The sequence below is a fragment of the Stenotrophomonas sp. JC08 genome (assembly GCF_052180205.1).
In the GTDB taxonomy this organism is placed as follows: Bacteria; Pseudomonadota; Gammaproteobacteria; order Xanthomonadales; family Xanthomonadaceae; genus Stenotrophomonas.
The window spans coordinates 3,153,362-3,166,217 of record NZ_CP197473.1; the positions used below are offsets into that span (position 1 = coordinate 3,153,362).

Annotated in this window: 10 protein-coding genes; 7 read left to right on the forward strand and 3 right to left on the reverse strand. The window is 55.4% G+C overall.

Going from position 1 to position 12,856, the window contains the following annotated elements:
• The first annotated feature begins 1,086 nt into the window (after positions 1 to 1,086).
• The 7 genes from ACSBPQ_RS14505 (at position 1,087) to ACSBPQ_RS14535 (ending at position 8,028) form a co-directional block, all read left to right on the forward strand.
• A complete protein-coding gene (locus ACSBPQ_RS14505; protein WP_442682790.1) occupies positions 1,087 to 1,590 on the forward strand; it encodes a DUF6998 domain-containing protein in 504 nt (167 codons plus the stop codon).
• A gap of 740 nt (positions 1,591 to 2,330) precedes the next feature.
• Positions 2,331 to 3,131, forward strand: a complete 801-nt coding sequence (locus tag ACSBPQ_RS14510) for a hypothetical protein (RefSeq protein WP_442682791.1) — start codon at positions 2,331 to 2,333, stop codon at positions 3,129 to 3,131.
• Positions 3,132 to 4,150: 1,019 nt separating this feature from the next.
• Entirely contained in the window at positions 4,151 to 4,522 is a 372-nt protein-coding gene (locus tag ACSBPQ_RS14515) for a hypothetical protein (RefSeq protein WP_442682792.1), read from the forward strand.
• 800 nt (positions 4,523 to 5,322) lie between these two features.
• Positions 5,323 to 5,850 carry a hypothetical protein gene (locus ACSBPQ_RS14520; protein ID WP_442682793.1) on the forward strand — a complete coding sequence of 176 codons (528 nt, stop codon included), beginning with the start codon at positions 5,323 to 5,325 and terminating at the stop codon, positions 5,848 to 5,850.
• A 12-nt stretch (positions 5,851 to 5,862) separates the two neighbouring features.
• Entirely contained in the window at positions 5,863 to 6,288 is a 426-nt protein-coding gene (locus ACSBPQ_RS14525; RefSeq protein ID WP_442682794.1) for a hypothetical protein, read from the forward strand.
• 444 nt (positions 6,289 to 6,732) lie between these two features.
• Positions 6,733 to 7,119, forward strand: coding sequence for a VOC family protein (locus ACSBPQ_RS14530; protein WP_182688942.1), 387 nt, complete (start codon positions 6,733 to 6,735; stop codon positions 7,117 to 7,119).
• A 423-nt stretch (positions 7,120 to 7,542) separates the two neighbouring features.
• A complete protein-coding gene (locus ACSBPQ_RS14535; RefSeq protein ID WP_442682795.1) occupies positions 7,543 to 8,028 on the forward strand; it encodes a hypothetical protein in 486 nt (161 codons plus the stop codon).
• 1,271 nt (positions 8,029 to 9,299) lie between these two features.
• Here the strand turns inward: ACSBPQ_RS14535 and ACSBPQ_RS14540 are convergent.
• The 3 genes from ACSBPQ_RS14540 to ACSBPQ_RS14550 are packed head-to-tail and all read right to left on the reverse strand — an operon-like array spanning position 9,300 to position 12,601.
• Positions 9,300 to 11,036, reverse strand: coding sequence for a putative bifunctional diguanylate cyclase/phosphodiesterase (locus ACSBPQ_RS14540; RefSeq protein ID WP_442682796.1), 1,737 nt, complete (start codon positions 11,034 to 11,036; stop codon positions 9,300 to 9,302).
• A 2-nt stretch (positions 11,037 to 11,038) separates the two neighbouring features.
• The gene (locus ACSBPQ_RS14545) at positions 11,039 to 12,364 is read right to left on the reverse strand and encodes a methyl-accepting chemotaxis protein (protein WP_442682797.1); all 1,326 of its coding nucleotides are present in this window, start codon (positions 12,362 to 12,364) and stop codon (positions 11,039 to 11,041) included.
• Positions 12,365 to 12,601, reverse strand: coding sequence for a PAS domain S-box protein (locus tag ACSBPQ_RS14550; RefSeq protein ID WP_442682798.1), 237 nt, complete (start codon positions 12,599 to 12,601; stop codon positions 12,365 to 12,367). It abuts the gene before it with no gap.
• Positions 12,602 to 12,856: the final 255 nt, after the last annotated feature.

Below are 12,856 nucleotides of genomic sequence, written 5' to 3' on the forward strand. Positions count from 1 at the left end.
CTTTCAAGTTGTCCCGTCCCAATAAGGGCTATACCTTTGTCGGAGCAGATGCGGAGTTGGAGGACGCCCTGCACATTGAGCGTCAGGTAGGCACTGGATGGTTCCTGTAATGCAGGTGGTGCCTAACAATTCATTCAAGCCGACGCCGCTTCGCGGCGCGGCTTAATTCAGGCGTTAGGTTGCTCATGGCGCTAGACACAAAAAATAAGTGGCGCGTGGTTTTGGCCGTGGGCGTCGGCACTGCCATTTCATTCGCCGCCAAGCAACTTTTGGTGCTTCTCTCTGACGCTCTGCCCAACCATCTTTGGCTGGCTAAAGGTGTCGTTATCGTTCTGTACGCTTTCGCTATGACCTACTGGGCCGTAGTGCCAATCCTTCGAGCCACCGGCCATACAGTACGGTAGCGAAACTAGAGAGTTACATGACCTCGTTTGAGTTGCGGCAACCTAACAGTTCGTTCAAGCCGAACGCGCTTCGCTACGCCAACAACATGGCGGAACAGCTTGCCATGTTGTCGGCTCCGCTACGCACGTCGGCTTAACTCAAGCGTTAGGGCGCACTGCGAGTGCGTCGCAACTTCCACAAGGAGCTTTGATGTCCGGTCCTGCCTCTGCTGGCCTCTTCATTTACGCAAAAGACCTTGAGCGCCTCGCTAGCTTCTATCAAACGCTTCTTGGCATGTCTCGTGCGCATGCTGCACCCGGCTTGGTGGTATTGCGCTCGCCGGACCTCCAGATCACCGTCAACGCCATGCCCGCCCATATCGCCGCTCAAGTTGACATTTCCAGCCCACCGACCTCCAGTCACCGTCAACGCCAGCCCATATCGCCGCTCGCCCACCGGTCAAGCGGGACAATGCGGCCTACAAGTTCTTCTTTACGGTCCCAAGCCTTCAGCAAGCTAGTCAAACAGCATCGGCACTCGGGGGTGAGGTTCTGCCAGAGCAATGGTCCGGCCCAGGTTTCATCGTGTGCAATGCGGTGGACCCAGAGGGCAATATCTTCCAGGTGCGCGAGAGTGTGCCCTAACAATTCATTCAAGCCGACGCCGCTTCGCGGCGCGGCTTAATTCAAGCGTTAGGCGCGCATGACAGATCCCCTTCATCCTGTCGAGAAAGTTCCTGGCTTAGTCGGCGAGCTTTACGCGCTTGTGGCGCAGTTGGAGGCGCTTTTCCCTGGCCGTCGCTTCACGCCTGACGGACACTTGGTCGGAAGCATTGGCGAGGTAATTGCAGCGCATCGCTACGGCCTCGACCTGCTACCTCACTCAGCACAGGGGCATGATGCTCGCTCGCCGTCGGGCATGCTGGTAGAGATCAAAGCCACCCAAGGCAGCTCGGTCGCCCTTCGGGAGCAGCCAAACCATTTGATCGTTCTGCACCTCTCCAAGCTAGGCGAGGCCTTGGAGGTCTATAACGGTCCCGGCGCGCCAGTCTGGGCAGCTGCCGGCGCTATGCAGCGTAACGGACAGCGACCAGTATCACTGTCCAAGCTCCGCAAGCTTATGGCGCACACTCCAGAGGCATTGCGCCTCCCGGTGTGCGCGCCTAACAATTCATTCAAGCCGAAGCCGCTTCGCGGCTCGGCTTAATTCAGGCGTTAGGCCGCAGTTGTAAAAGTTGGGTGGTGGTTCCTGCTTCGGCAAATCCATTGCCTGTTTGCCGGTCGGCTCTGGTCACTGCTCTTCACCGTTCCCGGCATCGGCAAGTTTTCGACTCCGGCCCTGGCGTCACGTTTGCCGCACTCGGTTTGCGTTTGGCTTCGGTGGTTCCGCGCGTCCGGCTTCATCGGGCAAGCCCCGCCCTGCAGGCTGTGGCATCATCGGCCTGCGTTGGGTTGTTCAAGCCGGCAGCATTGGCCTTCGGCAATTTCTCGGCCACTGCTGCCTAACAACGCATTCAAGCCGACGCCGCTCCGCGGCGCGGCTTAATTCACGCGTTAGGCCGCAGTGGGGCAAAGTTCGGGGCGGTTCCCGCTTCGGCAAATCCACTGACTGTTTCCCGGTCGGCTCCGGCCACCGTTCTTTACCGCTCCCGGCATCGGCAAGTTTATGGCTTAGGCCTTGGCGTCAGGTTTGCTACGCTCGGTTTGTCGTTGTGTTCGGTGGCTCCGCGCACCAAGCTTCACTGAGCAAGCCCCTTCTCGCTGGCTGTGGCATCATCGCCCTTCGTTGCGTTGTTCAAGCAGGCAGCATTGGCCGGGCGCTGCAATTCCATCGGCCACTGCTGCCTAACAACTCATTCAAGCCGACGTCGCTTCGCGACGCGGCTTAATTCAGGCGTTAGGGCCAATGAAGACAAATCGCAGGGGGAAGTTATGAAAAGCTCATTGATGGCGTTAGTCGCGGCGGGAATAATTGCCCTGTTGACTGGGTGCTCAGACCCTTATGAAAAAGAGATTCCAGCTTCTGGATTCATCGCCGCAGGAGAAGCTGAGAAAATAGCAAAAAAACTCAACGAGTCTGACAGAGATATCTTCAAGCGCTGGGCAGCAAGAGCACCCACGAGTGAGAGATTCCCCGGAGAGGCTATCCCGCACAATGTACGAATTGCCCTGATGAATCAGACGCGATTTGAGGCAATTCAAGCAGAAAAAGCAGCCAAAGATGCCGAGAGGCTTGAAGAAGAGAGAAAAGCTGCCGAGAAGATGAAGAAAGAGCAAGAAGAGGATGAGCTTGCATATCTGGCAATAAAAGAGGCAGATGCAGTAATCAAGGAATACTTTGTTGCAAGGCCAGACTCTTACAACATAGTTCCAATATTTAACAGCTATGGGGCACTATCCCATCGAGAATGGCAATTCAATGTCAAGCTCACAAATAGAACACCAAAAGAAATCATAGGCATGAGCGGCCTTGTTCTTGTCAAAGATGCATTCGGCGAAGAGATTGGTTTATACAACTTTCGCGTGGAGCCACGGGTTAGTCCCGGCAAAACAATTAGCTATACGCTCTCCATGCGGCACAACCCCAAAGACCCAGCCCATATGGCCATGCTCAAAACAGAAACTCTATTCTTTGAGTGGCTTTTTGACAGCTTGGCATTCAATGACGGCACAAAGCTTGATTACCAGTCCGTCTCCAGGCTCAACAATCCACAAGACACCCCTGACATGAAAACGAGTTGGCCCTAACAATTCATTCAAGCCGACGCCGCTTCGCGGCGCGGCTTAACTCAGGCGTTAGGCCGCAGTTGTAAAAGTTGGGTGGTGGTTCCTGCTTCGGCGAATCCATTGCCCGTTTGCCGGTCGGCTCCGGTCACTGCTCTTCACCGTTCCCGGCATCGGCAAGTTTTCGACTCCGGCCCTGGCGTCACGTTTGCCGCACTCGGTTTGCGTTTGGCTTCGGTGGTTCCGCGCGTCCGGCTTCATCGGGCAAGCCCCGCCCTGCAGGCTGTGGCATCATCGGCCTGCGTTGGGTTGTTCAAGCCGGCAGCATTGGTCTTCGGCAATTTCTCGGCCACTGCTGCCTAACAATTCATTCAAGCCGACGTCGCTTCGCGACGCGGCTTAATTCAGGCGTTAGCTCATACGGGGGGATCGATGAGGTCGAGGATACTTCCAATAGTCGCCGCGATTATTCTGGCCCTCTTGGTCCACGGCTACTACGTAGAGTACGGGGTGTCTAACAGCGAGCGAACAATGCTCGACCTTAGTCCCGTGCCCGCGCTGCCGGGCGACTCAGTCGCTTGGAATAAAAGCCTCGTTCGTGATGAGGCCCGACAACTGCAGAGGTATCGTCGTGGCGAGGGATGGGTGATTGATCGGGCTGCCTTAGAAGAAGCGTCGGAATCAATCTTTGCGCAACAGCTCTACATGGGTCTGCTAGTGCCGGCAAGATTGATCAGCGATGCGGGGACAGAACATCAACGGGCACAAGACATGCGGAAAGCCAAAGAGAAGTCATTCTGGCTTGGCATAGTCCTTCCGCTATTGATTGTCGTTGTCGGTGCTTCCTGGCTCTACGGGCGGCAAGAAGGCCGTAACGAACTTGAGCTAACAAGTCATTCAAGCCGATGCCGCTTCGCGGCACGGCTTAATTCCGGCGTTAGGTGCCATTCGGACGTATGTCGTTAGCCAAAGCACAAATCGGCAAGTGCGGCGAGCTTCTGGTGCAGTACCAGCTACTACTGCGTGGCATTGAGTCAGCTCCGATGAGCACCGACACGGGCATTGACCTTGTGACTTACTCTCCCAGGCTGCCTCACCCCATCACAGTTCAAGTCAAGACCAACCTTCAATCCAAACCCGGTGGCGGCAAGGGCAAGCTCGCGCTTGACTGGTGGGTTCCAAATGACACACCCGCTCATTACGTTGCGCTTGTCGACCTTTCCAGTGAGAGCATTTGGTTCATGTCGCCTGCCGAGCTGCGCATTCATGCACAGCAGCAGCCCACTGGCCGGCTTCACATCTACATGTACACGGACGCATCCGCTCGGCCTCGCCGCTCAGATCGTCTCGCACACTTACATGAGTTCGAGCATTTCAAGCTCTCCAATCGGGTGTGCGCCGTCTATGGCACCTAACAATTCATTCAAGCCGAACCCGCTTCGCGGGTCGGCTTAATTCTGGCGTTAGGCGGCACAGGAGAGTTCGCAGGTGAGTACAGCACTGTTCGTCATTGGGTCAATTGCTCTCATCGCGCTCATTGCATGGGCGAGCAACAATCTTCTTTATCGCGCCGCAAAGCCCCTTTCGCGCGTGGATCATCTAGTTAGCTTTCCGCCGCTAGTCACACTTTCCATTACTCGCAAAGAGGTTCCGGCCCTAGCTCATGCTGGCGTCTATGACTCTGTAGCTGTACAACGCAATCCATACGCACTTGAGTTGCGCCTTACCAATTCAACTGACCCAAAATCGTTAGACCCATTTTCGTTCTACGTACCTTTGGATCAAACCTCATTGCGCCAACTCGCATCGGTTCTAACCAGTGAGGCGGATCGGCTAGACGAGGTTGGTAGTCCATACTGGCGGTAGTGTGCCGCCTAACAATTCATTCAAGCCGACGCCGCTTCGCGGCGCGGCTTAATTCAGGCGTTAGGGGCGAGTGGAGAAGCGGAAACAGACTTGCTTCTTCGGTGGCAATGTTGGCCGCGTGGGACCGCGTGATGCATGGCCGCTTCGCCCGGCAACTGGCTTCGGCTGCATCGGGCCAACAGCCGGTAGCCGATGGCCTCCGGGGCAGGACAGTGAGCGGCGTCTGTAGCACCCTGGGCAAGCCTCGTCTTCCTTGCCGGTCTGGCATTTCCGCGCGATGATCGCCCCTAACAAGTCATTCAAGCCGATGCCACTTCGTGGCACGGCTTAATTCCGGCGTTAGGCGCACATGTACGAGTTCGGCAATTGGATAACAAGAACTCTTTGGGGTGGGGTTACTCTCTATCCTGCCGAGCATTGGTTTCTCACCCAGATGGTCGCGGCATTGCCGGAGTACCTGAGAATCACGGTCCAAGCTCAACTGCGCTCGTACAACCTGGCACAACGAGAGATTGATGGACGCACAATCAACTTGTACCGCAAGCCGGCTCTCTTGACTCAAATGCCGCTGCTGCCCATGTCGGTGGCAGATGCGCCACTCATCCATCTGACAGCCAGCGCCGACAGGGGCGAGCCAGTGCATGCCACCCTCAACGCGGTTTCTGGCCGGGTATTCTGCATGGCGCTCAGTCGTTCCGCTCAAGGAATTCCAGACTCGGGCCTTGGCGTTGTACAAGTAACTGAAACATGGCGCTCAAGCTTCCCGGCTTGTGCGCCTAACAATGCGTTCAAGCCGACACCGCTTCGTTCCACCAAGCACATGGCAGGTCAAGCTTGCCATGTGCTTGGCTCCACTACGCGGCGCGGCTTAACTTAGGCGTTAGGTGCCATGGAAAATCTGCGCGAGCAGTTGGTAAGAGTCACGCTCGCTTGGGAGCGTGCATTCGGCAATGCCCCTCAGATCACCACCGTTCTGTCGGAGTATGACGCCGCGTGTTTGGTCGGCTGCTCCACAGATTCGTACTCATGCGCCATGCAGGGAACAACGGCCGTTCAAAAGGGCCATGACTTCATCTTCAATGGCGCTCGGTACCAGGTCAAAGGCAATCGTCCCAGTGGCAAGCGCGGAAGCTTCGTGACGTGGGTTCCTAAAGCCACTAACTACGACTGGGACTACCTGATCTGGGTTCTCTATGATTCCCAATACCAGATTCAAGAGGCATGGCAATGGGAGGTCTCTGCGTACAGACGTGCCTTTGACAGCGTTAAACGTTTGTCACCCGCTCATCTACGCCTCGGCAAGCAACTGGCGTAAGCTGGCACCTAACAATTCATTCAAGCCGACGCCGCTTCGCGGCGCGGCTTAATTCAGGCGTTAGGCCGCAGTTGTAAAAGTTGGGTGGTGGTTCCTGCTTCGGCAAATCCATTGCCCGTTTGCCGGTCGGCTCCGGTCACTGCTCTTCACCGTTTCCGGCATCGGCAAGTTTTCGACTCCGGCACTGGCGTCACGTTTGCCGCACTCGATTTGCGTTTGGCTTCGGTGGTTCCTCGCGTCCGGCTTCATCGGGCAAGCCCCGCCCTGCAGGCTGTGGCATCATCGGCCTGCGTTGGGTTGTTCAAGCCGGCAGCATTGGCCTTCGGCAATTTCTCTGCCACTGCTGCCTAACAATTCATTCAAGCCGACGTCGCTTCGCGACGCGGCTTAATTCAAGCGTTAGGGCGCACTGCGAGTGCGTCGCAACTTCCACAAGGAGCTTTGATGTCCGGTCCTGCCTCTGCTGGCCTCTTCATTTACGCAAAAGACCTTGAGCGCCTCGCTAGCTTCTATCAAACGCTTCTTGGCATGTCTCGTGCGCATGCTGCACCCGGCTTGGTGGTATTGCGCTCGCCGGACCTCCAGATCACCGTCAACGCCATGCCCGCCCATATCGCCGCTCAAGTTGACATTTCCAGCCCACCGGTCAAGCGGGACAATGCGGCCTACAAGTTCTTCTTTACGGTCCCAAGCCTTCAGCAAGCTAGTCAAACAGCATCGGCACTCGGGGGTGAGGTTCTGCCAGAGCAATGGTCCGGCCCAGGTTTCATCGTGTGCAATGCGGTGGACCCAGAGGGCAATATCTTCCAGGTGCGCGAGAGTGTGCCCTAACAATTCATTCAAGCCGACGCCGCTTCGCGGCGCGGCTTAATTCAGGCGTTAGGCCTCGTGATCGAAATCATCGCAATCTTCACCATCTTGCCGTTGGCGCTTTACTTCGGCGTTTTGGTAGCTGTCGGGTTCTTCTCCAGCAGTCTGTATTGGGCCGTAGTAGGCCTCGCTGGCGCTGCCATTGTCGTGCTTCTAGCGGCCGCTGGCCCCTCAATGAGCCCACTAACACTGCTATTCGCTTGTCTCATTTTTGGTGGCTTCATACTCACATCGTGGCTAGCCGCGTCGTGCATCCGCAGCCTGAATCGTTCGTACAATCAATCCCGGGCTTTGGCCAATCAGCCCGAGGCCTAACAGTTCATTCAAGCCGACGCCGCTTCGCGGCGCGGCTTAACTCAGGCGTTAGATTAAATTGGAGGCATCATGAAAACTTTACTTGTCTTCTTAGTAGCGTTATTGACATCAGCGCCATTGCTCGCACAGAACTCTTTATCTTTAGTGCGTAATAAGGCGCAAGTCATTGCATTGCAGTTAAATGACAATTTTTCCACCAGTGGCGCGGGACTTCCTACTGAGTTCAATTATCAGCAAAGAAAAATTTATGCCGTTCCAATTTCCGTCGCAGAACGATATGGCGGAAATGGTTACGATCAATATATCGCCGTGTACGAACTCAGCAATGATAGCCGCAGTCAGAACCAGAGCTCTCCACCCAGCTACAGCCTAATCGCATTTTCAAAAGTCGGTGCGAAAATGTGGCGTAGCATCAAATTCGAATCAATACAATTTGCCAATGACACCTTCTACTTTGACGCAGTCCGTTGGGGGCCAAATGACCCCGGATGCTGCCCATCACAAGAAGTTAGAGTTGGATACAGAATTACAGACTTTGGGTTGGTTGAAATTTAATCTAACAATTCATTCAAGCCGACGCCGCTTCGCGGCGCGGCTTAATTCAGGCGTTAGGCCTTGTTTCCCGCACTGTTGTTGCCGGGTTCCAGGCAATGTGTAGCGCCTCGCTTATCCGCAGCGTTTGCACCTCGCACGCACGGTGCAGGCATCGGCAGTCAGCCCTGCGGCGCCTCGGCTTCGGACGGGCGCGACTCTCCGCAAGGTTCGACCGGCCGAGTCGGCTTCGGACAGGGCGCTGTGAGAGTTCTTGGCCGCGCGAGTTGCTGGTTCTGGCTTCGGCCCCGGCAAGTGCCAGCCTCAGGCCATTCGGCCAGACTTGTTGTAGTGTTCGGCGCAGGGGTTGGGCTGTCGCCAGGTCGGGTGCAAGCCGGGCGTGCGGCGGCCTAACAAGTCGTTCAAGCCGAAGCCGCTTCGTTACGCAAACCACATGGCAGGTAAAGCTTGCCATGTGCTTCGCTCCACTGCGCGTCTCGGCTTAACTCTGGCGTTAGGCCGCAGTTGTAAAAGTTGGGTGGTGGTTCCTGCTTCGGCAAACCCATTGCCCGTTTGCCGGTCGGCTCCGGTCACTGCTCTTCACCGTTCCCGGCATCGGCAAGTTTTCGACTCCGGCCCTGGCGTTGTGTATTCCAGTGATGCTGACACTCAGTTCCAGAGATTGTGGCCCATTCATGCTGGAGATTCTGACCATCCTTTCCAGTGATTGTGATCCACCGCGCTTATGGTTTTGACCGGCAAGAGTTGGGACGAATCGTACCTGTGCTGCACCCATGCAATCGCGCGCTCAGCGTGCTAGGCGGTGTTCTCATTTGATGCCGAAGGTGCCGCCAGTATCTCGCCGCTTTTTGTAGTTGGGATTTGTCGGTATTGGCTGCGTGATGATCACTGGCAATGAATCGAGGTGTTATTGATGGGCAAATTCAGTGACAGTGACTGGCGGCCAGAGATAGTTGAGGTCTTTGTCGAGACGGTGTTCTTCTGAATTGCCCGAATCGGCCCTCTCTGGCACGACACTCCAGAAGCCTATGACCGTTGGCACCGTATGTATGTGCGGTATAGCCGCTAGTAATGCAAAGGAGTGTGATTGGCCTGATTGAGAACGTTCCCTGTAAAGTTGCTCGTGGCCTGCTCATAACAAGGCCAAGCTTGTTATGAGCCTCTTCCCAGATACTCTTCAAGGGGCCGCCGATTAAGACTTCAAGGCGGGCGATCAATAGGATCATGTCCAGTGAGGCGTACTGGGGCCGGTGCAACGGCAAGTGTTTGCCCTGCTAACGCCGCTCCCGCAACCACTCAATTAGTTCAGGTAGTGGCATCGGCCTGGCAAACCAGAAACCTTGCCCTTGAGAGCATCCTGCCTCCCGCAGGAAGGCTAGCTGCTCCTCCGTTTCAACCCCCTCAGCCACCGTGCGCATGCTGAGTCCTTTGGCCATACCGAGAATGGCCTGCACGATAGCTTGATCGCTACGGCTTTCAAAAAGACCAGAAACGAACGATCGATCGATCTTCAGCTTGTCAAACCGCAACTTTTTCAAGCGGTTCAACGACGAAAAGCCGATGCCAAAATCATCCATTGCCAAACGGATACCGGCCTCATGCAGTTCATCCGAGGTCTGCAATACCTGGGCCGAAGAGTTCATTGCCACACCTTCGGTGATCTCAAGCTCCAAACGCTCAGCCGGCAGTCCAGTGCTGACAAGTAACTGATGAACCAGCGCGCAGAATCCGGCTTCACTGAACAACGGGGCACAGATGTTGACCGCTACCACCACATCCAGCAGGCCCGTTTCGATTAGCGTCATATTGTCTTTGCACGCCTGGCGAATGACCCAGCGTCCAATAGTCGGCATCAGGCCGTATTCCAGTGCTACAGGAATAAACTGATCAGGTGCCACCAGGCCATTAACGCCATCACGCCAACGCAGCAAGGCCTCCATGCCGCACGGCTGCAAGGTCTGCATATCGAACTGCAACTGGTAATGCAACTCGAACTGCTCTAGCGAAATGGCCTTGCGCAAGCGACTGAGCAGGCGATAGACCTGCTCGGATCGTTGACGTAACGCTTGATCGAATAGGCGAATACAGCCGCCTCCTTCCACCTTGGCCTGATACATGGCGATATCAGCTTCATTCATCACCTCATCGGCTGTCAGACCGTCATCGGGGTACAGGCTGATGCCGATACTTGCGCCAACACTCAGTGCCCGATTATCAATGACGAATGGCTCCTTCAGCGCCTCCATCAACCGTGCGGCGATGTGGGAGGCTGTTTCCCCTTTGGAATCTAGAATGATAGAGACGACGAACTCGTCTCCCCCCACCCGACCTAATAAGTCACTATCGCGCAAGGTTTTCTGAAAGCGCTCAGCTGTTAGCTTGAGCAAGCGGTCTCCAACTTGATGGCCATGGTTATCGTTGATCTGCTTGAAGCCGTCAAGGTCGATAAACAGCACCGCAATTTTACGTCCGCTTGTCTGGCAAGCATCAATGGCGGTGGCCAGCCCTTCAATAAATTCACGTCGGCTGATACATCCGGTAAGTCCGTCGTATTTGGCCAAAAAGGCAATGTGCTCGGTGAACTTGCGGCGCTCGCTGATATCGTGGCAAATACCGACGAATAACTGCTGATCATCTTGGCGAAACTCACCGATGCTCAAGTGCATCGGAAAGCAGCTGCCATCTTTGCGCTGGCCCGTAACCTCTCGGCCAATACCGATAATCTTGCGCTCACCACTGGATCTATAGTTGTTTAAATAACCGTCGTGCTCCTGGGCATAGGGTGCTGGCATCAGCATGGAGATGTTCTTGCCAAGCATCTCGTCTGAACTAAAGCCGAAAAGCCCTTCCGCAGACCGGTTAGCCGCTTGGAGAATGCCGCGTGCGTCGATAACCATGATGGCATCCACGGCTGCATTGAAAATGGCGCCGGCCAGTGCGGACTCCAAGCCATCCAATGTACCCAGCTCATTCCCTTCTGCGGTCTGATTAACCTCTATCCGTTTTTTCATTTTCAGTTACCGAAGCGCTCAACCAGTGCATGCATGGCATGAGATGTCTGTTTCAAGTCGTTGCCCATTTGTGCGGACTCTCCCGCCAACTCGGCATTATGGTCAGAGGCCTGAGCAATTCGCGTGATCTGCTGGGAAATATCCTCGGCGACATGCGCCTGTTCTTCTGATGCCGCCGCCATCTGCTGGCCCATGTCATGGATCAACTCAACGGCGTTGCTGATGCCTTGTAGTGCTTCCTGGGTGGCAATTACCTGCTGCACACCGGCGGCGGCCTCCTGGGTACCGGCCTTGGCTATCGACACCGCGTTCTGTGCCCCTTCTAGCAATGTCTTGATGATGTCCTGAATAGCTTTGGTCGACTCCTGAGTCTTCGATGCCAAGGCGCGCACTTCATCTGCCACCACGGCAAAGCCCCGGCCCTGTTCGCCAGCCCGCGCCGCCTCGATGGCCGCGTTCAAGGCCAGCAGGTTGGTCTGTTCGGCAATTGCCCGAATCATGCCCGCCGCCTGTTCAATGGCTTGAGTATCACGAGCCAATGTTTCTACTGAATCGCTGATCCCGGATACCGTTTGTGCTAGGTTTTCAATCACGTCGCGAGTCTTGCCTGCCTCGGCAGAGCCGTTACGAGCCAGCGTATTTGCACGCTGCGCCTCATCGGCCGTGCGATGAACATGTGCCGATACCTCGGCAATCGAGGCCGCCATCTCATGCATGGCGGTTGCCGTCATATCGGCTTCGCTGCGCTGAGCCAGCAAGGAAGCTTCAGAGCTGCTGGTCAATTGCCCGCTGCGCTGGGCCAGCTCTGAGCTATGGTCGGCATAGTCTTCAAGACGGCTAAGTACGGTACTAATGCGCGCGCGCTCACTGATCAAGGCCATTTGTATCTGGGCGGGCTTGCCAGTCAGGTCGGTATAGGTTCGGGCGATCAGTTCGCTATCGAAGGCCCCATGCACAGTATTTTGCAAACGCAAAAACAAATGCTCGGAAAGCCGATTTTGCCAAGCCTGTAATGCAAAAAACGCAATCACTGCGCAACCGCTGGCAATTGCCGGGGAAATGAGCAGAGACACTGCCAGCACGAGTAGGCTGGCAAGCAGAGGCATAGCCAGCACCCGCAAGAAACGCGAAGCTTTGCCTGCTGAATCGCTCCACGTTCCAGAGCGCATCCGTGCATACAAGGCAGAGGCCCTGCGCACTTGCTCGGCATCCGGTTTTACCCGTACTGACTCATACCCCGTCACCCGGCCGTTTTCGGTTATCGGCGTCACATAGGCGCTGACCCAGTAAAAATCACCGTTTTGGCAGCGGTTTTTGATGATACCCATTCAAGCCTTACCGGCCTTAAGGTGACTCCACATGTGTGCGAATACCGCTTCCGGCATATGCGGATGGCGCACGATATTGTGTTCTGACCCCAGCAGCTGATCGCGTTCGAAGCCGCTAATGCTGACGAAGGCATCATTACAATAAGTAATGGTGCCTTTCGTGTCCGTAGTCGTAATCAGGCGTTGAGTTCCAGGGAAATCGCGTTCTTTCGTGGTGACATGACCATTGTTTTTCATCGAGTAAAGTCTCGGAACAAATATTCAATTATAGCAAAAAGCCATCATATCAAAAAGCTATTTCAGCATCCCGGATGATTAGCTGAATCGGCAATTGGTCGTATATCTTTTGAGTGAAACCGGGCAGTTGCAGTCAGTTTTTGCGGTCGTCCCATACCATGCGTGAGCAGCATGCTGCCAGTAGCTTGCCTTGCTGAGCAACTTGCCAAAGTGGAGTACGCGCCCTCCGGAGCTTGACACCGCTGAGTGATTCGC

Excerpts from the sequence above, each read along its gene's own strand:
- ACSBPQ_RS14540 (WP_442682796.1), bottom strand. The coding sequence starts at position 11,036 with ATGAAAAAACGGATAGAGGTTAATCAGACCGCAGAAGGGAATGAGCTG.
- ACSBPQ_RS14520 (WP_442682793.1), top strand. The coding sequence starts at position 5,323 with ATGTACGAGTTCGGCAATTGGATAACAAGAACTCTTTGGGGTGGGGTT.
- ACSBPQ_RS14505 (WP_442682790.1), top strand. The coding sequence starts at position 1,087 with ATGACAGATCCCCTTCATCCTGTCGAGAAAGTTCCTGGCTTAGTCGGC.
- ACSBPQ_RS14510 (WP_442682791.1), top strand. The coding sequence starts at position 2,331 with ATGGCGTTAGTCGCGGCGGGAATAATTGCCCTGTTGACTGGGTGCTCA.
- ACSBPQ_RS14515 (WP_442682792.1), top strand. The coding sequence starts at position 4,151 with ATGAGCACCGACACGGGCATTGACCTTGTGACTTACTCTCCCAGGCTG.
- ACSBPQ_RS14530 (WP_182688942.1), top strand. The coding sequence starts at position 6,733 with ATGTCCGGTCCTGCCTCTGCTGGCCTCTTCATTTACGCAAAAGACCTT.
- ACSBPQ_RS14545 (WP_442682797.1), bottom strand. The coding sequence starts at position 12,364 with ATGGGTATCATCAAAAACCGCTGCCAAAACGGTGATTTTTACTGGGTC.
- ACSBPQ_RS14550 (WP_442682798.1), bottom strand. The coding sequence starts at position 12,601 with ATGAAAAACAATGGTCATGTCACCACGAAAGAACGCGATTTCCCTGGA.
- ACSBPQ_RS14525 (WP_442682794.1), top strand. The coding sequence starts at position 5,863 with ATGGAAAATCTGCGCGAGCAGTTGGTAAGAGTCACGCTCGCTTGGGAG.
- ACSBPQ_RS14535 (WP_442682795.1), top strand. The coding sequence starts at position 7,543 with ATGAAAACTTTACTTGTCTTCTTAGTAGCGTTATTGACATCAGCGCCA.